Source organism: Thalassolituus sp. (assembly GCF_034111725.1).
GTDB lineage: Bacteria > Pseudomonadota > Gammaproteobacteria > Pseudomonadales > Oceanobacteraceae > Thalassolituus.
The window spans coordinates 1-21462 of sequence record NZ_JAWUWR010000017.1; the positions used below are offsets into that span (position 1 = coordinate 1).

Genomic DNA, 21462 nt, shown 5'->3' on the forward strand with positions numbered 1-21462 from the left:
GGTAACGTCCATTTTATTATCGAAAATTGTTCGGGTAGGTATCACCAATGGATCTCCCATCGGATTGTATGGATTAGGCACGACTTGATAGGCACCATATTCATAACTAGCAGCGTTACTGTAGTCGTTATAGAAGGCCGAAATATCAAAAGAGGTTGTTTCGGTTGGCTGTATCCGGAATCCCAATTCATACGCAGTTAGATATTCCGATTCAAAATTTCCATCGGCATCATTGGATAGACTAATGGGATCAACTCCAGGCAATATTATTACGCCAGTAGCTATAGAACCGCGCTGTTCAATTGCGGAAGGAGTGCGTGCTGCGCGGGAAATCGATCCCCACAAGGTCATACCCGGTTCGGGAATCCATAGTAGTTTTATACTTGGTTGAATCTCAATACCAGTGAAGTCTGTCCGTTCGAATTTACTACCAATCGTGAGGCGTAGCTCTTCTTCGATCAATGCAATTTCATCTTGTACGAATGCACTGACGAGAGCGCTAGTTTTTTCGGTCGAGTCGTGAAAACTAACAACATCAGAATTTACGTAGTGGTCATCAATTCGACGATAGCCGAGACCCCAAACAATATCATGGCGATTATAACCGCTGTAGCGATGTTGGAAGTCGACATCGAAGGTATCTTTTTCTTGCTCTAAAATATATTCACTGCGTTTAGTATGATCATAGTATATCTGCAAGCTTGCCTGTGAATTGGCATTTATTTGTTGATTTAATCGTCCAAGCAGATTATGACCACTAGTGTATATGTCGTCTTTGGTATTGAATAAACGATAAGGGGTAACAGGATCTGGTGGATTATTAGCTGGATTGTATGGATCTAAGTAGATGTTATCTAAGGTCTGACTTAGTAAATTAGAGTAGACATCTCCTTGTACAGTCCATGTGTCACTTTTTTGACCACCATCAACACGAAATCCAGCTTGGCGAGTTTGCCAATCATCATTCGCACTGGCATCAATATCCGGAGCATAGCTTGAATCGCGGTTGGCGTATTTTAGATAAGTGCGGGCAGTCACATCATCATTAATGCGCATGCCATGACGCAGTTGTGCAATGACTTTTTCTTCATTACCAGCACTGACTTGCACTAGTGAGCCTTGAGTATCGGATGCCTCTTTCGTGATAATGTTTATTACACCGTTTACAGCGTTGGCTCCCCACAACGTAGCGCCCGGACCACGGATTACTTCAATACGATCAACATCCTCTAAGAGCGTATCCTGATCTTCCCAGTATACTCCCGAATATGACTGGGTATAGACGCTTCGGCCATCAATAAGCACCAGTAATTTATTGACAAATTGTGTATTAAAACCGCGGCTTGAAATCGCCCATTTAGCATTATCTATTCTAGCGACTTGAATGCCTGGAGCTAAGCGGAGAGCTTCAGGAATACTGGTAACACCTGAGCGGCGTATGTCGTCATGGGTAATAACAAAGATGGCTGCAGCGGATTCGCTTAGGCGCTGTTTCTTTTTCGAAACAGACGTGACCTCCATCGACAATAATTCTTCGATATTCATATCGAGGTAAGAGTCTAAGCTTGCCGTATCGTTTTCAGTCGCTTCCGCTGTAACGGATATTATTATCAACAGTGGGACGAAAACCATCAATGTTTTCTGCAAAATCATAGTCTTCTCTGCACGTAAATTGCCGCTGACTACTGAGTATAGTGGGGAATTTCTATTTAGGTGGAGCGAGAGTGACTGCTATTTAGATCTAATTCTCAAAATAAGAATAGAGTTGTATTTAGTGTTTGTAGTTGGCGTATTTGGATGGTTTTAATAGGTTTATACGGGCCATTGCTTTCATGGCCGTTTTTAAGATGGTACGAAGATTATTGTTCTGGCTTTTGGGTGGGTTTATAGATTTTTGCTTGGCTGCTGAGATTAAGCATAAAAAAAGAGGCCAAATTTGGCCTCTTTTGTATCACGCATTGTTACTTAAGGATGACAAACTCAACGCGGCGGTTTTCTGCACGGCCTTCAGCGGTGTCGTTACTAGCGATAGGACTTGCTTCGCCGTAACCTTTGGCAGTCAGCTTGTCCGTAGCAATTCCTTTGCCTAACAGGTAAGAGCGAACAGATTCTGCTCGTTTCTGGCTCAGGTTCTGATTTAAAGCATCGCTACCACGGTCATCGGTATAGGCACCAATTTCGATATTCAAATCTGGATAGCGGCTAAGTTCTGTCGCGGCAGCATCTAAAATAGTTTGGCTAGCAGGGGTTAGACGCGCAGAACCGGATTCGAATTTTACTCCCTTAAGGCCACCACTGAATGCCGGACATCCTGTTGCATCGACATTCACACCGCTAGGTGTTGCTGGGCACTTGTCTGCTGCATTGTTGATGCCATCTTTATCGTCATCTTTTACAATAGTCACTGGCGCAGCGACGGTTGGCGCCACAGCCGTTGGCTTGCTTGCGGGTGTTGTCGCCGCTGCAACGGGTGCAGGAGTTGCTGCATCGCTATAGCTGTAGCCCTTATCGCTAGCACCACCAAAGCGATACCCCACTTCTAAGAGATATGTCATCTGTTCTAGATCTTCATTAACTAGATCATCAAGACGTGCTTCAGCACGAGCAAACCAGCGTGTCGCAAAATCATATTGCAGACCTAAACCAGCAGACAATATGGTGCCATCAAGATCATCTGCGCCGTCAGCACTATTATTTTCATAGCCAGCTGCAGCTGTTAAATAAGGCTTTAGAGCGTCATCGCCGAAGAAGTACAAACCGCTTAAACGAAACTGAGTAACGTCGGTACGATCTTCTTGGACAAAGGACGGTATTACCAAGTTTGCTTCAATAGCGATATCGTCAGAGAGCATATATCCCAACGCTGCCTCAAGCGTATAGCTATGGCGGGCGTAATCACCATCATAGAAGTAGTCGTTAGTAATTTCATGGTCAGTGTGGCCAGCACCATAGGTTGCGTAGTAATCGTATTCTGCCGCGGCTTGCTGTGTGCTTGTTAGGCTTGCAATAGCGATGGCTGATACCAGTAGAGATTTTTTCATAGTGTCGTCCTCCTGACGCGAGGTGAGAATTTGTGTCGCGGATTATAACGTAATCGGCTTCATAAATATGAATAGATAACAAGTTAGTGCCAATCTTGTTTTGGCATGAGATGAGTATTGTACATGAAACATCACATGTATAGCATTTGTACAATTAAGCAGGTGCCAATAAGGAGGAAGTCAAAATGAAAAAGATGTTTCTAACTATAGTAACTTCGGTCTGCATGCTATTTATGTCTGGCTGTCAGTGGGCAGTGACCGTGCCTTATGTCGAGATTCCGCGCTATATGGGGCTTTGGTATCAGATCTCAGCCAATGAAGTATTTTTTAATGAAGGCTTAGTGGGTGTGACGGCGGAATACACCTTATTAGACGACGGCAGTGTACAAGTTTTGAATAAAGGTTTTGTCGACACTCTCGATGGTGGGCCGAGCGAGATACTCGGTAATGCGACAGTATGGGACGAGGAAACTAACTCAAAGCTAAAAGTAGTTTTCCCTGAAGCGCCGAACCTACCCTACCCGAATTACCTCATTGTGGTGTTGGATAATATCGATTATCAGTATGCCGTAGTAACCGATCCATTGGAGTACACCCTATTCGTGTTGAGCCGAACGCCAACGATGGATGACAACACTTACGCCATGATATTAGGTGAACTCGAAGCATTAGATGTTGATACGTCTAAATTAATTCTGACACCGCAACCCAGCAATTGAAGGTCTATCTAGTTACTTGGAGCGACTTGTTAGCCATGATTGGATAGGTTGTGCCAACAAGTCGGCTAGCAATGGCTGGGCGGCGGCAGACGGATGAATGCCGTCATCTTGCATCATTCCTGGAGCTGTAGAAATTTTCGCTAACAGGTCAAAAGGTAATAACATCGTTTTGTATTGCTCCGCTAACGTCGGATAGAGCTGGCCCAATGCTTCCGCATAACGCGGGCCATAGTTTGGTGGAATTTGCATGCCGACAAGCAGCACATCGGCACCACTGCCCTGTGCTGCTTCGATCATAGTGATGAGATTGCGCTGAATTAACTTGACCGGTGTGCCACGCAGGCCGTCGTTGCCGCCGAGTTCAATCACGACCAATTCTGGCGAGTAGGTTTTGAGCAAGCCGGGTAGGCGGTTGGCTCCGCCGCTAGTGGTATCTCCGCTTACACCCGCATTGACCAGTTTAAGCTCTGGAACCTGCTGTTGCAGCCGTTGTTCTAATAAATGCAGCCATCCTTGTTGCAGTGGAACGCCAAATCCGGCACTAATGCTATCACCCACAACAACGATGGTTGGCTCAGCTCGGCTGGGTAACGCAAACATAGCAAGATTGAGTAATAAGCCAATAAGGAATCCTAGTTTTATGACCGGTGTTGATCGTAACAATGTAGCAACCTCTTTATCTGTTAGTGCCCTTACCAAAACGGTAGAAACAGGTGGGCAAGCACTGACTATCCTGAAGGGCGTTAACTTAGAGATCAAGGCCGGTGATGCCATTGCCATTGTTGGTGCTTCCGGCAGTGGTAAATCAACCTTACTTGGACTCATGGCCGGTCTTGATTTACCGACTTCCGGCGATGTGAGCCTGCTGGGCGAATCGCTAGTAAATCTTAATGAAGACCAGCGCGCCGCAGTGCGTGCGCGTGGCGTTAGCTTTGTCTTCCAGAATTTTCACCTCTTGCCAGGGCTAACGGCGTTAGAGAATGTGATGTTGCCACTGGAAATTCGTTCCGTAAAAGCGGCGCGCCAAGAGGCAAAGAAATTATTGGCAGAAGTGGGTTTAGCGCAACGCGAGCATCACTACCCAAGTCAGTTATCGGGTGGTGAACAACAAAGGGTTGCGATTGCTCGTGCATTCGCCGGAGCACCAGAGATTTTATTCGCTGATGAACCGACGGGGAATCTGGACCGGAAAACAGGGCAACAAATTGAGGATTTATTGTTCACTTTGAATCGTGATTCAGGCACCACATTAGTGTTGGTAACGCACGATCCTAAATTGGCCGCGCGCTGTCATCGTCAGGTGTATATGAACGATGGCGAGTTATTCGAGACGACGCAGGAGGAGAAAGCCCTGTGACACTATATCGTCAAACACTACTGGCGTTGCGTTTATTGTGGCGTGAAGCCCGCAGCGGCGAGCTCACACTTATCTTGTTAGCATTGATATTGGCTGTAACAGCAACAACAGCAATCGCTTTATTTAGTGCGCGATTAAACTTGGCGATGGAGGCCAACGCCAACGACTTACTGGGCGCAGATCGCCGTATTGCCTCGACCACGCAATTACCGGATGAATGGCAGACTAAGGCGCAAAATCTAGATTTAAAAACCGCACGAACGATGGAGTTTCCTAGTGTGGTATTGCATGGGGATGAGATGGCATTAGCCGCAATTAAGGCGGTTGATGACGGTTATCCATTACGTGGCCGATTAGCCATTAGCCCAGAAATGTATGGAGCCGGTGATCCTCAGTTACACGGGCCGCAGTCTGGCGAAGCATGGGCGGAAGCACGTCTTTTAGCGTTATTAAATGTAGAGGTCGGAGATAGCGTCGAGCTGGGTATAAGCCAATTGCGCATTAGTGGTGTTATTACGGAGGAGTCTGATCGTGGTGGTAATTTTTATACTCTGTCGCCGCGCTTAATGGTGAATTGGCGCGATGTGGAAAACAGCAGTTTATTAGGCCCTGGTAGTCGTATTAATTATCGGCTTTTGCTAGCGGGAAGTGATGATGCGCTAAATTCTTTAGAGCAAGAATTAGTGCTGGAGCCGAATCAAAAATTTGAATCCCTAGATGATGGTAATCAAGCGATGGCTGGTTCGTTAAGTCGGGCCAAGCAGTATCTTGGTTTATCCGCCTTGCTTGCTGTTGTACTGGCGAGTGTCGCAGTCGCTATTTGTGCTCAGCGTTATGCCCAGCGACATTTTGATATTAGCGCCTTAATGCGTACATTCGGTTTGTCGCAAGGCCAAGTGCTATTTATTTATACCAGTCAATTATTTTGGATAGGTACCCTAGCTACTCTAGTGGGTGCCGGCTTGTCATTACTATTACAGGCGGGACTAATAGAAGTATTAGGAGATTTATTACCGGATAATTTACCGGCTGCTCCATGGAGTGCCTGGCTGTTGGGGTTAAGTAGCGGCCTGATTAGTTTATTGGGTTTTGCTCTACCTCATCTCATGCCGTTATCCAGAGTATCGCCTCTGCGTGTGTTGCGCAGAGACTTAGTGCCAGTACCTTTGCAGGGTTGGTTTTTAGCCGCTTTAGCACTTATAGCTCTGACCTTTTTACTTTGGTTGTTTACTGCGGATGTAGTACTTAGTCTCGGTATGATGGGAGGGGGAACACTGGTCGTTTTATTGTTATTGGCCATGCTGCACCTGGGGATTCGCTTATTACGTCGGCGCTTACAAAATATTGATTTGCCCTTGGCTTTGCGTTTCGCATGGCAGCATTTAAGCCGCAATAGTCGTCAAACCGCAGGTCAGATAATTGCTTTCGCATTAACCTTGATCGTGATGATTGTTATTGGCGTAGTGCGTAATGATTTACTCGCCGATTGGCAAAGAAGTTTGCCCGATGATGCGCCTAATGTATTTGCAATGAATATCCAAGATTATGAGCGCGAGGAATTCAGTTTTGCGCTCGATAGCGCCGGCTTACAGGCCGAGCCTCTTTATCCTATGGTGCCAATGCGTTTGGTGAGTATTAATGATGTATCCGTTACTGAACTCGCTATCGCCGACGACCGCGCTATTGATCGTGATTTAATTTCTACCACATTTAATCGGCTGCCCGATAATAATGAAATTGAAGAGGGTGATTGGTCATTAATGACGAGCCAAGCCCAGCAGTTGTCGGTCGAAGCTAAGCTGGCCAAGCGCTTGGGAATTAAATTGAATGATGTGATTGAATTTCGCGCTTCAGGTATCAATTTTAAGGCGACTGTTAGTAGTTTGCGTACTGTCGATTGGGGCAGTATGACGCCTAATTTTTACATGGTATTTTCTGCCGACGTCTTGGTGTCACTGCCTACAAGCTATCTCACAAGCTTTTATATTCCAGTAGAAAAACAAACAGCACTAACCCAGCTTATTCGTGAATTTCCGGGCGTTACCTTGCTGGATACACGTTATTTGCTCGGGCAAATACAAATGCTGTTGCAGCGTTTAACTTTGGCAATTGAATTAATTCTCGCGTTTGTGTTAGTGGCCGCTGGATTAGTGACCATGGCGATTTTGATTAGTAGCACTCAAGAGCGGCTGCGCGAAGGCGCAGTATTACGTACATTAGGTGCCAGCTCTGGTCGTATCCGTCAGGCGCAGATGGTTGAATTTTCGTTGCTAGGTGGGGTTGCCGGATTGCTGGCGTTACTGGGAAGCGAGGCGATTTGTTATGGCTTATACACAGCCTTGTTAGATATTCCCTACGGTGGTCTGGGTTGGCTCTGGCTATGGTTGCTACCGGCTACTATGCTAGTGCTGGTTGCACTTGGCACACTGCTTATGCGCCGTGCTGTAACCGTTGCTCCATTGCGGGTTTTACGAGAGCTAGATTGAAATTCATGGTTATTCGATAAGCTCTTTCGGAATCGGCGATTCTAAAATAGTGGCTATCGTTTTAACCATGTCGCGCTCATCTTCAGTAATGTGGCGATCATTAGTAATGGTTGCCATTAATGCCTTAATAATCCGCCCTTTTATATGAGGATAGGCTTGGGTTAATTTTGCCAGAGCGCGGTTTAATGGATTGAGTGAGCCAGAGGTGGTATGCGCTATATCTCGTTTTACCGCAGAGAAGCCACCGGCTGCAATTCCCGCGGCATATGCTTTATCGATATCTTCAGGATGTTCTTGGCCTGCACAGGCAACATAAGAGATAACCGTAGCGATCTCGCTAGCTACCGCATCTGCTTGGCTATATCGCGGCTTTGCTGGATGGACAGTATTAAAATGCGCGCCTAAATATTGCAATATCAAGCGGTATAAACACCATTCAAATAAATCAATTTCACCGTCTGCTTTCGCGAGCTTGACCAGAGTCGTATGAAAAGTTTCGTATTGCTGTGGCGACATTTCTCTTAATGCCGTCAGCGACTTTTCGATCAATGGTAAACGTTGGCCCGGCAGGAGTGTTTGTGCGGCGGGGTAAAACTGTAGCAAGGTTGTAAATGATTGTTGGCCGTGTTGCTTACGCACTAAATCTTGCTGTTCTCTTGCGACTAATTTATGCGGCGACGCAATTAATAACGAAAATACCAATATGCGTGCGCTGTCTGGCTCAATGGCCGCCGCCTGTAAATTTAACAGTGCGCGTTGGCGCTCAGATAAAACGGCGGCGGTGTTATTTTCGGGCTCTACCCCTTGGTTTTTAGTATCAGCGTGACCACCACTGGTAGCACCCGCTAAGCCGCTAATAATCGCAGAAGTTGCGCTGTCGAGTGTGTTCTTACGAGAGGGGATTTCCCGAGGAGCTGACGTTACTCTCGGCTTAAGATATTGGCCGTTCCACGAAGGATCTAAACGATTAATACGCTCATCGAGTTGAGGGTGTGTCGCAAAGATATTTAAGCGCGAAGTAAATGCTTGACCGAAAAATAAATGTCCCATTTCCTCACTGGCCGGATTGTGTACATCACTGCCAGCGCCATAACCAATGACCTTTAATGCACCGCTTATTCCTTCGGGATTACGGGTAAACTGTACCGCGGATGCATCGGCTAAAAACTCGCGTTGGCGCGAGACCGCGGCACGAATAATACTGCCAAAAAATACACCGCTATAGCCAATTATCATCAAACCTAAACCTATCATAGGCCCAGCATTATTTTTAGAATTGCGGCTACGAGAGGATGAATGCATGAGTAATCGGCCTACCAAGCCGATGAATAAAATACCGAAGAGTAACGCCATCAGTTGCATATTCAGGCGCATATCGCCGTTTAATATATGGCTGAATTCGTGGGCAATGACACCTTGTAGTTGCTCTCTGGATAGTTTCTCCATACAGCCGCGAGTTACCCCAATGATGGCATCCGAAGGTTGATGCCCTGCAGCAAAGGCGTTAATGCTGTCGTCATCGAGAACATAGACATCCGGTATTGGCATTGACGAGGCGATGGCCATTTCTGCGACAACATTGAGTAACTGTTGTTCGTCACTATCTTGTGTATTGGATTGAATTTTCCGACCGCCGAGCATGTCGGCGACTTGCCGCCCGCCTTTGCGTAATTCAAGCCATTTGTAGCCGCTACCAGCCAAAATAACGAGCAAAGCGCCCGCAGTCCCAAGCAACCATATTTCTGGCTGAGCTTGTACTAATTCAAGGGTAATGGGTTTATGGCTTGACCACGCTAAAGCAACAATAAATACGATATTGAGCAAAACGACGATGATCGCGACCGCGAGGAAAAAGAGTAAGCTTAGCAGGCCGGTTCGACGGCGTGCTTGGTCTTGATGCTCGAAAAAATTCATACGTCACAGTGCTATTGGCAGCGCTCAAGCAACCTTAAGCGCTAAGTTAAAAATTGAAAGTAAATTAAAAGCTTACTTTCGGCGCAGCCTGTATAGCAGCCTTATCTTCAAACTCTAATAGGCTAGCGTCGCTGCCATGGCCAAACATTGATGCAAAGAAAACCGGCGGAAATGTTTGGCGGAAGGTGTTGTAGCTCATGACCGCATCGTTAAAGGCTTGGCGTGAAAATGCGACTTTATTTTCTGTGCTGCTTAGCTCTTCAGATACCTGCATCATATTCTGATTTGCTTTTAAATCAGGGTAAGCCTCCATGACGACATTTAAGCGGCCCATTGCACCTGCTAAAACACCTTCGGCACCTGAAAGTTGCTTCATCGCGCCGGCATTACCCGGCTGCTGAGCAGCAGCTTTTAAGCCCGCAGCTGCGTCGTTGCGAGCAGCAATAACGGCTTCTAGCGTGTTACGCTCGTGCCCTAAATAGGCTTTGGCCGTTTCAACTAAGTTGGGAATAAGATCGTAACGACGCTTTAATTGCACATCAATTTGAGCAAAGGCATTTTCGTAGCGATTTTTTAGAGTTACTAGGCGGTTATATATGCTGATGATATAAAGCAATACCAAGGCAATAACCACTAATGTAATTATGGTTGTCATAATATTAACGTTCCCAGCCGCCAGTGCTATTAAGGTAGTAAAAACCATCTTCTGATGCTTTTTCTACTAATTTCTCGCCTGCAATTTTTTCGATGTTAGCGAGCTGAGTATTTTGCTTGTTAGCAATTTCTTGATACTTCACTTTACGTTGACGATTGATGTCAACAACCAGCGCTGCTGCTTCCATATTGTCGGCTTTTACTAAACCGAGGTAGCCATTAACTTGCTCGCCGACAAGCCCTTTGGCTTTGGCATCATCGAGTTCAAGTGCCCAGCTGGTCATGCTAAATAACAATGCCGCTAGCATTAAGGGTAAGGTCTTAAATAGTGTCGCTTTCATCACATTCTCCAAACTCAGAATAAACCGTCTTCCGACTCAAACAAATTTTCGAGGTCTTTTTCCACTTTGATGCGGACCTCGTGTTCGATTTTGACATTTAGGTTAATGGTGATGGGTTTCTCTGGGGCGGCCACCTTAAGAGTACAGGCGCTGAGTACCACCGCTAGAGGAGCCACCAATAGCACTGCACTTGGCTGGAATTTCATAGGTTGAGTCCTTGTTAACATTCCCCTTACTCTAACCGCGACCCCAGCGAATGCAAGCCTTGTTATCGTGGTTAGGAGCGAGATTTTTTTATCCCATAGGTAGCCTGAGATTTTGCTTTCGCCTTGGCTTTTTGTCGTTGTTTGCGTTGGTTTCGGCCATGACTGGCACTATCGGCAGGATCGTCGAAGTTGGGTTCGAAGCCCACTAACCACTGAGTGGGAAGAGGGCGCTTAATTAGAGCCTCGATATCGGCCAGTAAGTTTTCTTCGTTCCGTGCAACAAAGCTAATGGCCTTGCCGCTGTTACCGGCTCGGCCTGTACGGCCAATGCGATGCACATAGTCTTCGGCGTTAAACGGCAGCTCGTAGTTAACGACCCATGGCAATTCAATGATATCGATACCGCGAGCCGCAACATCGGTGGCTATCAACGCGCGTATTTTGCCGTTTTTAAAATCATCGAGAGCGCGTGCGCGTGCACCTTGGCTCTTGTCGCCATGAAGGCTATCGCATTTGATACCGTCTTTTACCAGTTCGCCAGCCAGATCATCGGCTTGTTTCTTCGAACGCACAAAGACCAAGACTTGCTGCCAGTTCCCCGAGCCGATGAGCCAAGCCAGTGCCGGGCGTTTCTTGCTGGTGTCCATGTTGTAGAGAACTTGTTCAATACTATCAACGGTGGCGTTGGCGGCGGCGACTGCGATTTCTTCCGGTTGATTGAGCATGCTATAGGCTAAATCTTTGACCGATTTTGGAAAGGTTGCCGAGAAAAATAGGGTTTGGCGTTGTTTGGGTAATCGTTTAAGCAAACGCACGAGTTCGTCTTTAAAGCCAAGATCCAACATACGATCAGCTTCGTCCAAAATTAGCCAACGGACAGCGCTGAGTTCTAACGCCTGCTGATTGATTAGATCGAGTAAGCGCCCCGGGGTCGCCACTAAGATATCAACGCCCTGAGTTAGGGCGTCGGTTTGCGGTCGTTGGCTGACGCCGCCGTATACCGCTAATGTTTGCAATTTCGTGTGGGCTGCATAGCCTTGGATACTGGTTGCCACTTGATCTGCAAGCTCGCGTGTTGGTGCCAATATCAGTGCGTGCGGGCGTTTACTCTGTGCGGGTTGGCCCTCAAGTAGGCGAGTTAACAGAGGTAATGCGAAAGCAGCGGTCTTTCCTGTTCCTGTTTGCGCGCCGGCCAGAACGTCTTTACCGGCAAGAATTGCCGGAATCGCTTGGGCTTGAATAGGCGTTGGGGTAGCGTAACCTAGGTCGGTTAATGCCGTAATAATTGGGCTAGCGAGCTGTAACGCAGCAAAGCTGGACATGGTGTCGATCCACAGGAGTGCAAAGAAACCGAGTATAACATTGCTATAAATTTAGACGCAGATAGAGGAAGTTTTGCTCTGGATCATGGCTGATCATTCAATCCCCTACAAAATACCGCTATAATGCGTTCGACTTTAAAATTACAAGCCGTGATAGCTTAGATGAGGACACCTTCGTGAAACAACTGAAAGCATTGATCTTGGCTGCTGCCACTTTATTAATGGCGCAAGCGTATGCAGAGACTGACGCAAACGCAGCGAAAATCCATGAACGCATCAAGCCAGTTGGTGAAGTATGCGTTGGCGCGGAATGTGGCGGTGCAGCGGTAGCGCCAGCAGAACCACGTACTGGTGAAGAAGTATATAATGGCGCATGCATCGCATGTCATAGCATCGGCGTTCTTGGTGCTCCTAAGAAAGGCGACCAAGCTGCTTGGGATACTCGCTTAGAGAAAGGTATGGACGCAACTTGGAAGAATGCGTTGAATGGTATTAACGCTATGCCACCTCGTGGCAACTGCGCTAACTGTTCTGATGATGAAATCCTGAACGCGATCAAGTTTATGTCTGGTCGTTCATAAGCGTTAGTTCTATATAGTGCTTATCAAAGCCCCGACCTATTCGGGGCTTTTTTTTGAACAACCCCCCTTCCTGTTTAGAAAACCATCGTTCGTCGGTAAGCGGTCGCGTTTTCGCATCTTTATTGTATTTTTTCTGACCTTAGTGTTTTTTTTGTAATTTATGTTTTCAGATCATGGCAGAGCCTGAATCCTTGTCTATAAGTTATGTCGTGAATGTGATTACCAAGAGAGGACTGCCGCATGGCTACTAAAGACAACGATATGGCGATGCCGGATGAAGAAATGGACAACGAATCAGAAACTGATTTAGGTCCTGAAGAAGAACAAGACGAAGCGCCTATTACTGACGTGAGCTTTGGCTCTGCTGAAGCCCATCGCAAACTGCGTGAGTCAATGGATGCAGAAGTTGCAGCATTTTTGGCTCGCGGCGGACAAATTAAAACCGTTGACGATAACGTTATGGGAGATCCGCCTCGTAAGCCGCAGACTAGTTATGGTAGTCGCCCAATTTAATTAGGTCAAAGTGCTAGAGAGATGCCAGAAATGTCCAGTTCGGACTAAAAGTCAGGTACATAAGCGTAGCAAATTAGGCCACTTTGGGAGTTTCACTCCCAATCGTTGGTCCTACTGCTATGCTTTCTCTTCTACTACGGCAGGGATGCTTTATTGTGAATATCTATTCAAATATCCAACAACGTAATGACAGTCGACGATTTCGTCGGCGTATGCATGCAATTCCAGCGGCTATCGCGCTGTTACTTCTGGGGATTGTTTGGCTTTTGTCCGGTCATTCGGCTCATGCTGATAATACTAAACTTTTATTTTCAGCAACTGATCTAAACGAGTCGCACCCTCCATTACATTTGGGCGATGAGTCATGCTTTTTTACAGCAGCGATACTTATCGATCGGCAAGACGCTCGACCTGCTGTGCCAATTGCGACCAATGAGTAATTTCTGCATCCGCACGGACATGATCTAAAGGCCAAACGCGGTCGTCAAAGTTAACCCAAATTGTTTTCATACCTAGCGTCGCTGCCGTGGCGATATCTTCTACTGGGTGATCACCAATATGAATACTTTCGTGTGCAGCAACACCTGCCGCATTCAATGCTGCATGGAACATATCTGGACTCGGCTTCGCTGCACCGACATTTTCTGCATTGAAATGATGATCAAACAAATGATGGATACCAATCATCTTCAAATCGGCATTGCCGTTACTGACGGCGATCAAGGCTAAGTCTTTGTTTAAATCTTCTAGGGTTTGTAGAGCATCATCGAAAAAAGTGACACGGTTGCGAGCTTGATGAAAAACCGCAAAAGCCTCACCCGCCAGCGCCACGGCTTCATCGTGGCTAACACCGGCCTGCATAAAAGCACGGCGCAACGTTTCATAGCGTAATTTAGATATTTGATGGCGCATCGACGGATAGCATTCGGCCAGTTCGGCTTTATATTGTCGCAGTCCTTCCGGACTATAGAGCTGGGAGGTGCCGGGGCAGTTTTGCTCAATCCATGAATACATGGCTGCTTCCGCTTCGACTATGATAGGTTCGACTGCCCACAGCGTGTTATCGAGATCAAAAGTCAGTAAGCGGATAGCCATAAAAATCCTCAGCCAACCGGTATTTGCGGTAAACGCAATGCCAGTACATCGGCGATATAGTCGAGAAATAAGGTATCCATTGAGCTGCGATAGTAGCTTGGATTTTTACTGGCAATGGTGAGTACGCCATTGTTGTCGCGACCGCGAATTTGCGCGGAGGCCACGGATTTAGCATCACTGCTATCAACACCCAATAGCATGGCAATATCGTTGGCGGGTAATTGCCCACAGATAGCCCTATGACCTTTAAATAGACGGTGAGTCGTCCGCTGCCTTTCAGTGCTGTGAATAGCAATCAGAGGTTCTTCTAATTGACGCTCGGTAAAATGCAGCATCGCCCACGCATCAACACCAAAGTCTTTACGCAATGAGTCGTCTAGTGCTGCTTGAACACCCACCCAGTTTTCAGCTTCGACTAACGCCAGCACCAAGCGCCGGCTTTTTTCGAACAACTGATCATTGCGCCGAGCATTCTCCAGTAGGTCCGATAGGCGTTGGCGTAGTTCAACATTACGTTCGCGATGCACTGCTAACTGACGCTCTACCAAGCTAGTGGCTGGCCCACTATTATGTGGAATCCGCATGTCAGACAGCAGAGCATCTTTACCAATAAAGAATTCTGGATGGTCTTCTAAAAACTGCACCACATCGGCTTCTGTTAAGCGCGGTAACTGACTCATACTCTTGTTCCTTAAACGTTTACACGCCCTTCAAAAACGGTACTGGCTGGTCCAGTCATATTCACTGAGTTTTCGCCGTCCCACTCAATAAATAATTCACCACCCGGTAAGCTAACGGTGACGCCGGGTTTTAACCAGCCGCGTAGTTGCCCCGAGACCACAGCGGCGCAGGCACCGGTGCCACAGGCTAAGGTTTCACCCGAACCGCGTTCAAATACCCGCAAGCGAATATTGTGTTCATCAATAACCTGCATAAAGCCAACGTTCACTTTACGAGGAAATTGAGGGCAGCTTTCTAGAATTGGTCCCCAACTTTCTACGGGTGCGGAATCGACATCATCGACCCGCAATACAGCGTGTGGATTTCCCATCGACACTGCACCGATATTGATTGCGCCAATGCCGTCCACTTCGATAGTGTATTCCGGTGCAAATTGGTTAGCGCTAAACGGAATCTCTGCGGGTATTAAAATGGGTTTCCCCATATCAACAACCACTTGATTATCGTCGGTAAGGTTTAATTCTATGATGCCGTTTGCGGTTTCGACTCGAATGGTGCGCTTACCGGTTAGGTGCTGATCATAAACAAATCGCGCAAAGCAACGTGCGCCATTGCCGCAGTTTTCCACTTCACTGCCATCGGCATTGAAAATACGGTATTTAAAATCGACATCAGGACGTGACGGTTGCTCAACGATAAGAAGTTGATCAAAGCCAATGCCAAAATTGCGATGAGCGAGTTCGCGCACGCGCTCAGGGCGAATAAAACCGCTCTGAGTGACTAGGTCGACGACGACAAAGTCGTTACCTAGGCCGTGCATTTTGCTGAACTTCAGCCACATAGAGTTATTTCCTAAACCTAATTATTTTGGCAAGCAGGATTCGTTGCTAAACAAGGATGCAATACTTTCGCGCTCGCGCACAACATAGGCTTGTTCACCATCGACCATTATTTCTGCAGGGCGACCACGACTGTTGTAGTTGGAAGCCATCACAAATCCATAGGCTCCAGCTGACATAACCGCTAATAGATCGCCTTGTTTAATCGCAAGATCACGATTCTTACCTAAGAAGTCACCGGTTTCACACACTGGACCAACAAGGTCGTATGCGCGCACAGGCTCTGCTGAGGTTTCATTTACCGGCACAATCGCTTGCCACGCGCTGTATAGCGCAGGGCGAATCAAGTCGTTCATAGCGCCATCGATAATGGCGAAATTCTTATGATCGTTCAGTTTTAAATATTCAACGCGGGTCAGAAATACCCCTGCGTTGGCGGAAACTGAGCGACCCGGTTCAAAAATCAGTTTAAAGGTGCGATCGCCTAGTCGTTCTTTGATGGCTGCAATGTATTCGGCAGGAGACGCTGGGTTCTCATCGCGATACTTAACGCCAAGGCCACCGCCTAGGTCGAGGTGTTCAATGCGAATTTCGCGCGCAGCTAAGTCGTCAACCAGTTCTAAAACTCGATCGAGTGCATCTAGAAATGGCGAAATTTCGGTTAGCTGGCTACCGATATGACAGTCGACACCTTTGATGACAATGCCCGGCAAGCTGGCTGCTTTTTGATAAATACGCGCGGCATCATTGATATCAATACCGAACTTATTGTCTTTTAAGCCAGTAGAAATATATGGATGCGTTTGCGCATCGACGTCGGGGTTTACGCGCAGAGAAACCGAGGCGATTTTACCCATGGCGCTGGCAACTTCACTTAAACGCTCTAATTCAGCTTCTGATTCAACGTTGAAGCAGTACACGCCGACATTAAGGGCACGCTGCATTTCGCGCGCTTGCTTACCAACACCTGAGAAGACGATGCGAGAGGGTTCGCCACCTGCTGCCAGTACGCGTTCTAATTCGCCTTCACTAACGATATCGAAGCCTGCTCCTATGCGTGCTAAGGCGCTCAGAACACCAATGTTAGAGTTAGATTTTACCGCGAAGCAAACCAAGCTCGGCCATTCGCCTAAGGCATCGGTATAAGCGTTGAAGTGTTGCTCAAACGCGGCGCGAGAATAGACATACAACGGTGTACCGTGCTGTTCTGCTAATGCCGCTAATGACACATTTTCAGCGTTTAAAACGCCATTTTTATAATTGAATACAGACATATTAAAACTGATTTTCCATTTGAGCAGGGTCTTGGTCTGGCAGATAAAGAGGGCCTTTTTGCCCACAGGCTGATAGCCCGGCTAATAAGCCCAAGCTGAACAGACACATAATAATCGGCCGCAGTCGCATAAAGATTCTCCTAATTGCGGGCATTATACGGGGATTCTCAGAACCTGTCTGCGCTTGTTCAGAGCCTAGTTCGAACAGGGATACAGCAAATTGCGCCGTTCGCTGAGGAGATCGTTGGACGTAGGAATACTTGACGAGTGGCAGGGTTATGTCGGAGTGGAAATTAAGGTTTCGGATAGGCGCTTTTCTAAACGCTGACGCAGGGTTAGGTGTGCGACGAGTTGTTCATTGTCGGCCAATATTAAGTCGGTTAAGCGGCAATCGTAGGCTGCTGCATTGAGTCTTAGTTCTCTCACGTGGTTAGCGACGTTACTAAATAACTGATCGCCGTGCATTGATTGGCGAAATTCTTGCCCATTGCAGTAAAACGTCATGTGCCGTTGAATATCAATTACAGCGTGCAGATCAATCGCCGCGGGTAGTTGTACGTCGTCGGGCATACGTCGACGTTCACATTCAAACTCGTAACTCAGCGGCTTTAGCTTTAGTTCTGCTAGTTTAATCGGACGCGCTTGGTTGCGGTTTTGCGAATGTTGCCAGCGTTGGTCAAGACGATACATAAATCTAAGCAAAGGAATTAGCCATTGGCGTAAATCGCTTTCTGGCCATTGCTGAAAGAATAAGGCACCGCGCTCATCGCAGACATAAACAAAGATATAGTCTTTATCGCGCCAGTAATACACCTGCCAAATACCGCTGCGGCTTTCTTCGATAATTAAGCGCAGTGGGCTATCCGGCAGAGCATGTCGATCCAGTTGCCAGGTTTGGTAGCGCTTTCGTGGTCGCGCCAGCAGTGTCAGCAAGGCTTGGGGTGATTCGGCATGTTCCATATGAAGCTTGCGTTGGCGTATTTCTAACAGGTGATAGTTGGCTCCTATTTGCAGCAAATAGGGCGAGGGTTGTGGTTGTGAAAAGTGCGATGTAACGTCGGTTAGTAATTCGGTAACGCGTTCGCGAATCGCAATGGCACGGCTAACGCAGTGACAGTGTACATACCATTCGGGCCAACCTTGCTGTCGTGCTAATTCGCGGTGGGTCAGCATTTGCGCGAGAATATCGGCAATGGCGCTGTGCCCTTCATAGCGGCTAACTTGCCACTCTCCCCAACTGTTAATGCTCAGCACATCAGCCGTGTGCACTAGATTTTCTCGTGTTGAGCTGTAGCCGAGAGAATCATCACGATTGCTGATCTTCTGCATGCCGCGGCGGCTGAGTTGGTGTTGTGGATCGACTCCTGCATTCACAAATATGTGTAGCGCTAGCGGGTAGGCTTCTTCGGTTAAGGCACTATTGTTTAACTTGGGCGATGGCAATTGCTTCATTACACCGAGCAGCTCGCGTAACTCGTATTGAGTTAGCGAATTGTGCTGCGGATATAACGCAATTTGGGTGTAATCATGCAATAAGCCGTTGTAGCGAGCGAAGGCCAGTAGCTCGACTAGGCTTTCTGATTGGCGTAAGGGTGTTTGATTGTCGTTGGGACGCCAAGGGCCAGGATACAATTGCCAATGTGAGTTCTTTAAATTCAGGGTGATTTTTTCTTGTTCTAACTCACTGCGAATGCCCGGATTTATTTGAATAATTTTACCGGGGCGAGTTTCAAAAGCTGCGGTTAAGCGGTTGCCCAATACTTTAAGATCGCGTGGTTGAATATGAATCTTCGAAGCATAACGTTGACTGAAAATCGCTAAGTAGCGATAACTGCTCAGCATCTCGCTAACCAGAGCATTGCGTTCGCGGCTGACGGTTTGCGGGCTCCAGTGTTGGCGCTGATCCAGTGCGATTAACTGGTTTTGATCCCAATCCCACTCTTCGGTCAGCGCGAGTAGCTCTTGCGCGCGCCAGCCATCTCGTTGACCTTTATTGAGTTCTGTTAACGGTAAATCTGCTTTGTAGTAAAAGGCGCGGCGAACTAATTCTACTCGTTGTGCATTTCCTTCTAGCTGCAACTGCTGTTGGATACGACCCAGCAGTAAACGATAGGCATCGCAGTTTTTGAAGTTGGCGCCGCCGCTTTGAACCTGTTCTTTTAAATCCCAACAGAGTGGTCGGATACGCGGGTATTGGCTGGCGTAATGACGCGTAAGTAGTAATTTGAGTAATGATTTATAAGGATTGGCGAGACCTTTATTAAGCTGCCAAAGCCCAGCGCCGACGAATTCGGCAGCGGGAATGGTGGCGATGGAACCGACATCCAGCCATTGATCTACGCTAACAATATGGTTATCGACCAAACGCTGCCAATAAGAATCCGCTCGGGTTTCTTCACTTAATGGAATGGCCCACCATCGCGGGCAGGCTCCTGCCAGCCACAAAGCGCTGCGATAAAACTCATCAAGCAAGAGTAAATGCTGAGTGCTGCCGCAGTCTTCACCGTCGGCGGAGCGACTCTGACCTTGGCGGAATTCTGTAAGATTCATCAAGAAGAAGTGCACTTCGCAATTTTGTTGCGCCGCCCATTGTTCGATTAAGTCGCACTTCTGTTTTAGCGCTGCTAATTTCTGTGGTCGTAGTAATTCATCATGGCAAACCCAGACATCGAGATCACTGCTGCTCGACTGTGCAACTGAGCCTAAACTGCCCATTAGGTAGAGCGCATGGATCGAGCGGTGGGTTGGATCGCGTGGTAATTGCACACCACGGGCCAGCGTATGCAAAGCTGAGCGCTGAGCGATGCTTGGTGTAAATCCTCGGACTCCACAAGGAGTATCTGTATTTACAAATCCGGGCAAGCGGGGATGATTGACGTGCAGCAAAACGGCAAGCACATCGATCACGGCTTGCTGGCGTTTTGTCATTTGACTGCGGGTGGCATCCAAGCGTTCTTGGTTCAATGCTAAAAAGGCATCGCGCCAGCGCAGGATCGCAGTATTACTGGGAAGAGTGTCATGCTTGACCATTCTGTCAGTATAGGCGAACACCGCCAGAATGAAGTTTTACCGCAGCAATTTTACCCCGTATTAAGTTTGAGTCTTCACACGGGGCAAGGTTCGATCGGCGTGTTCGCTTAGCTAGCAAACACCAGTTGGCCGTCGACAAATACGCGTTTTACTTGTCCTTTTAACGTGCGGCCAAGAGCAGGATGATTACGACCTCGGGATTGCAGTGATTGTGCTGTGACGACATTTTCTGCATTCGGGTCAACAAGACAGGCATTAAAGGCGGCGCCTTCGGTCAGTTGTTGACGCAGCCCGAGTAAGTTAGCTGGGGTTGTGCTGGTGGCACGAATCAAGGCATCGATACTCAGCTCACCGCGATGCACTAGGCCGAGTGCTTGCGGTAAAAAGTGGTCGTATTGGCTCATTCCGGCCTCTGCATCGGCAAAGGGTGCTTTCTTAGCGGCAATTTCATGCGGATGATGATTTGAGCTAATCGCTAAATGACCTTGTTCAACGGCCTGCAGTAAAGCTAGACGATCACGTTCGCTGCGCAATGGAGGCTGTACATTAAACAAGCTGTTGTAGCCTTCAACGGCTTCATCGGTATAAAGCAAGTTGGCTAATGTGGTGTCTGCCGTCACGGGTAAACCACGTTGGTGAGCTTCTGTCAGCATAGCAACACTGCGTGCACAGCTGATTTGACTGATATGGGCGCGTACGCCAGTTTGCTCTATTAGTAACAGAATATGGGCAATGGCGATGGTTTCGGCAGTTTCTGGAATGCCGCTTAGGCCCATGCGCGTTGCTGTTGGGCCTTCGTGCATGCAGCCACCGGCAGATAAGGCTTCGTCATTAGCCGTTAAAAATAGCGGAATATCGTAGGTCGCGGCATATTCCATTAAGCGACGTAGGACGTAGTTATCTTTAATTGGTCGCCTTGCGTTACTAAGGGCAACGGCTCCAGCTTCTTGCAAGGTCACCATATTGGCAATCTGTTCTCCTGCTAAGCCTTGGGTCAACGCACCTAAAGGCAGCACTCGGGCATAACCCGCTTTGGCGGCTTTTTCTAGCACTAGCTGTATGACTGCAGCGGTATCGGCGACTGGCTTAGTGTCTGGCAGGCTACAAATATGAGTAAAGCCACCGGCACAAGCCGCGCGAGTTTCACTAGCGATACTGCCTTTTTGGCTGTATCCCGGTTCGGGTAAGTGTCCACCAAGATCAATAAGCCCGGGAATTAACCATTGCCCTTGAGCATCGATGCTTTCTTCGATTTCACCCGCTATAGGGCGGCGTCCAATGGTTTGGATACGACCATCAGCCACAAAAATTTCGGTGACAGCATCTAGGTTATTAGCAGGGTCGATTAGGCGGGCATTTTCAATCTGTAGATATCTCATTGCGCGCCGTCCTCGTCGATCATTTGTGCT

General features: G+C 47.6%; 20 protein-coding genes. 5 read left to right on the forward strand and 15 right to left on the reverse strand.

What is annotated here, in order from left to right; translation table 11 throughout:
* Both UXZ23_RS02730 and UXZ23_RS02735 read right to left on the reverse strand, forming a co-directional pair.
* A partial coding sequence (locus tag UXZ23_RS02730; protein ID WP_320819120.1) for a TonB-dependent receptor plug domain-containing protein occupies nucleotides 1-1653 on the reverse strand: 1653 nt, incomplete at its 3' end.
* 308 nt (nucleotides 1654-1961) lie between these two features.
* Nucleotides 1962-3041 carry an OmpA family protein gene (locus UXZ23_RS02735; protein ID WP_320819121.1) on the reverse strand — a complete coding sequence of 360 codons (1080 nt, stop codon included), beginning with the start codon at nucleotides 3039-3041 and terminating at the stop codon, nucleotides 1962-1964.
* Between the two features lie 185 nt (nucleotides 3042-3226).
* On the opposite strand from UXZ23_RS02735, the gene UXZ23_RS02740 reads away from it, so the two are divergent.
* Nucleotides 3227-3760, forward strand: a complete 534-nt coding sequence (locus tag UXZ23_RS02740; RefSeq protein ID WP_320819122.1) for a lipocalin family protein — start codon at nucleotides 3227-3229, stop codon at nucleotides 3758-3760.
* A 12-nt stretch (nucleotides 3761-3772) separates the two neighbouring features.
* Here UXZ23_RS02740 and UXZ23_RS02745 read toward each other — a convergent pair whose 3' ends face one another.
* On the reverse strand, nucleotides 3773-4423 hold the full coding sequence (locus tag UXZ23_RS02745; RefSeq protein ID WP_320819123.1) for an arylesterase: 651 nt from the start codon (nucleotides 4421-4423) through the stop codon (nucleotides 3773-3775).
* Between UXZ23_RS02745 and UXZ23_RS02750 the strand changes: the two genes are divergently transcribed.
* Both UXZ23_RS02750 and UXZ23_RS02755 read left to right on the forward strand, forming a co-directional pair.
* A complete protein-coding gene (locus UXZ23_RS02750) occupies nucleotides 4401-5117 on the forward strand; it encodes an ABC transporter ATP-binding protein (RefSeq protein ID WP_320819124.1) in 717 nt (238 codons plus the stop codon). The two genes, UXZ23_RS02745 and UXZ23_RS02750, sit on opposite strands and share 23 nt — an antisense overlap.
* Complete coding sequence (locus UXZ23_RS02755) at nucleotides 5114-7603, forward strand: ABC transporter permease (RefSeq protein ID WP_320819125.1); 2490 nt, start codon at nucleotides 5114-5116, stop codon at nucleotides 7601-7603. The genes UXZ23_RS02750 and UXZ23_RS02755 overlap by 4 nt, the downstream gene beginning before the upstream one ends.
* A gap of 9 nt (nucleotides 7604-7612) precedes the next feature.
* On the opposite strand, the gene UXZ23_RS02760 is transcribed toward UXZ23_RS02755, so the two are convergent.
* From UXZ23_RS02760 to UXZ23_RS02780, 5 genes are all read right to left on the reverse strand, one after another.
* Nucleotides 7613-9517: a M48 family metallopeptidase gene (locus tag UXZ23_RS02760; RefSeq protein WP_320819126.1), complete on the reverse strand. Its 1905-nt coding sequence runs from the start codon at nucleotides 9515-9517 to the stop codon at nucleotides 7613-7615.
* 64 nt (nucleotides 9518-9581) lie between these two features.
* Nucleotides 9582-10172: a LemA family protein gene (locus UXZ23_RS02765; RefSeq protein ID WP_025264537.1), complete on the reverse strand. Its 591-nt coding sequence runs from the start codon at nucleotides 10170-10172 to the stop codon at nucleotides 9582-9584.
* Between the two features lie 4 nt (nucleotides 10173-10176).
* Nucleotides 10177-10512, reverse strand: a complete 336-nt coding sequence (locus UXZ23_RS02770; RefSeq protein ID WP_320819127.1) for a YdbL family protein — start codon at nucleotides 10510-10512, stop codon at nucleotides 10177-10179.
* A gap of 14 nt (nucleotides 10513-10526) precedes the next feature.
* Complete coding sequence (locus UXZ23_RS02775; RefSeq protein WP_015485443.1) at nucleotides 10527-10718, reverse strand: YnbE family lipoprotein; 192 nt, start codon at nucleotides 10716-10718, stop codon at nucleotides 10527-10529.
* 71 nt (nucleotides 10719-10789) lie between these two features.
* Nucleotides 10790-12040: a DEAD/DEAH box helicase gene (locus UXZ23_RS02780; RefSeq protein ID WP_320819128.1), complete on the reverse strand. Its 1251-nt coding sequence runs from the start codon at nucleotides 12038-12040 to the stop codon at nucleotides 10790-10792.
* A 176-nt stretch (nucleotides 12041-12216) separates the two neighbouring features.
* Here UXZ23_RS02780 and UXZ23_RS02785 point away from each other — a divergent pair, with 176 nt between their 5' ends.
* Nucleotides 12217-12621, forward strand: a complete 405-nt coding sequence (locus UXZ23_RS02785) for a c-type cytochrome (RefSeq protein ID WP_320819129.1) — start codon at nucleotides 12217-12219, stop codon at nucleotides 12619-12621.
* A gap of 240 nt (nucleotides 12622-12861) precedes the next feature.
* Nucleotides 12862-13134 (forward strand): hypothetical protein, encoded by a 273-nt coding sequence (locus tag UXZ23_RS02790; RefSeq protein ID WP_320819130.1) that lies wholly within the window; start codon nucleotides 12862-12864, stop codon nucleotides 13132-13134.
* A 387-nt stretch (nucleotides 13135-13521) separates the two neighbouring features.
* On the opposite strand, the gene UXZ23_RS02795 is transcribed toward UXZ23_RS02790, so the two are convergent.
* From UXZ23_RS02795 to UXZ23_RS02820, 7 genes are all read right to left on the reverse strand, one after another.
* On the reverse strand, nucleotides 13522-14229 hold the full coding sequence (locus UXZ23_RS02795; protein WP_320819131.1) for an HAD-IA family hydrolase: 708 nt from the start codon (nucleotides 14227-14229) through the stop codon (nucleotides 13522-13524).
* Between the two features lie 8 nt (nucleotides 14230-14237).
* The gene (locus UXZ23_RS02800) at nucleotides 14238-14909 is read right to left on the reverse strand and encodes a DUF484 family protein (protein WP_320819132.1); all 672 of its coding nucleotides are present in this window, start codon (nucleotides 14907-14909) and stop codon (nucleotides 14238-14240) included.
* Nucleotides 14910-14920: 11 nt separating this feature from the next.
* Entirely contained in the window at nucleotides 14921-15751 is an 831-nt protein-coding gene (gene dapF, locus UXZ23_RS02805; RefSeq protein WP_320819133.1) for a diaminopimelate epimerase, read from the reverse strand.
* Nucleotides 15752-15772: 21 nt separating this feature from the next.
* The gene (lysA, locus tag UXZ23_RS02810; RefSeq protein WP_320819134.1) at nucleotides 15773-17023 is read right to left on the reverse strand and encodes a diaminopimelate decarboxylase; all 1251 of its coding nucleotides are present in this window, start codon (nucleotides 17021-17023) and stop codon (nucleotides 15773-15775) included.
* Nucleotide 17024: 1 nt separating this feature from the next.
* Nucleotides 17025-17153: an LPS translocon maturation chaperone LptM gene (gene lptM / locus UXZ23_RS15605; protein WP_015485451.1), complete on the reverse strand. Its 129-nt coding sequence runs from the start codon at nucleotides 17151-17153 to the stop codon at nucleotides 17025-17027.
* Between the two features lie 146 nt (nucleotides 17154-17299).
* Nucleotides 17300-20053: a class I adenylate cyclase gene (locus tag UXZ23_RS02815; RefSeq protein ID WP_320819135.1), complete on the reverse strand. Its 2754-nt coding sequence runs from the start codon at nucleotides 20051-20053 to the stop codon at nucleotides 17300-17302.
* Between the two features lie 107 nt (nucleotides 20054-20160).
* The gene (locus UXZ23_RS02820; RefSeq protein WP_320819136.1) at nucleotides 20161-21432 is read right to left on the reverse strand and encodes a dihydroorotase; all 1272 of its coding nucleotides are present in this window, start codon (nucleotides 21430-21432) and stop codon (nucleotides 20161-20163) included.
* Nucleotides 21433-21462 lie beyond the last annotated feature (30 nt).

Coding starts and splice junctions, on each gene's coding strand:
- UXZ23_RS02735 (WP_320819121.1), bottom strand. CDS start 3,041: ATGAAAAAATCTCTACTGGTATCAGCCATCGCTATTGCAAGCCTAACA.
- UXZ23_RS02740 (WP_320819122.1), top strand. CDS start 3,227: ATGAAAAAGATGTTTCTAACTATAGTAACTTCGGTCTGCATGCTATTT.
- UXZ23_RS02750 (WP_320819124.1), top strand. CDS start 4,401: ATGACCGGTGTTGATCGTAACAATGTAGCAACCTCTTTATCTGTTAGT.
- UXZ23_RS02760 (WP_320819126.1), bottom strand. CDS start 9,517: ATGAATTTTTTCGAGCATCAAGACCAAGCACGCCGTCGAACCGGCCTG.
- UXZ23_RS02765 (WP_025264537.1), bottom strand. CDS start 10,172: ATGACAACCATAATTACATTAGTGGTTATTGCCTTGGTATTGCTTTAT.
- UXZ23_RS02770 (WP_320819127.1), bottom strand. CDS start 10,512: ATGAAAGCGACACTATTTAAGACCTTACCCTTAATGCTAGCGGCATTG.
- UXZ23_RS02775 (WP_015485443.1), bottom strand. CDS start 10,718: ATGAAATTCCAGCCAAGTGCAGTGCTATTGGTGGCTCCTCTAGCGGTG.
- UXZ23_RS02780 (WP_320819128.1), bottom strand. CDS start 12,040: ATGTCCAGCTTTGCTGCGTTACAGCTCGCTAGCCCAATTATTACGGCA.
- UXZ23_RS02790 (WP_320819130.1), top strand. CDS start 12,862: ATGGCTACTAAAGACAACGATATGGCGATGCCGGATGAAGAAATGGAC.
- UXZ23_RS02795 (WP_320819131.1), bottom strand. CDS start 14,229: ATGGCTATCCGCTTACTGACTTTTGATCTCGATAACACGCTGTGGGCA.
- UXZ23_RS02800 (WP_320819132.1), bottom strand. CDS start 14,909: ATGAGTCAGTTACCGCGCTTAACAGAAGCCGATGTGGTGCAGTTTTTA.
- dapF (WP_320819133.1), bottom strand. CDS start 15,751: ATGTGGCTGAAGTTCAGCAAAATGCACGGCCTAGGTAACGACTTTGTC.
- lysA (WP_320819134.1), bottom strand. CDS start 17,023: ATGTCTGTATTCAATTATAAAAATGGCGTTTTAAACGCTGAAAATGTG.
- lptM (WP_015485451.1), bottom strand. CDS start 17,153: ATGCGACTGCGGCCGATTATTATGTGTCTGTTCAGCTTGGGCTTATTA.
- UXZ23_RS02815 (WP_320819135.1), bottom strand. CDS start 20,053: ATGGTCAAGCATGACACTCTTCCCAGTAATACTGCGATCCTGCGCTGG.
- UXZ23_RS02820 (WP_320819136.1), bottom strand. CDS start 21,432: ATGAGATATCTACAGATTGAAAATGCCCGCCTAATCGACCCTGCTAAT.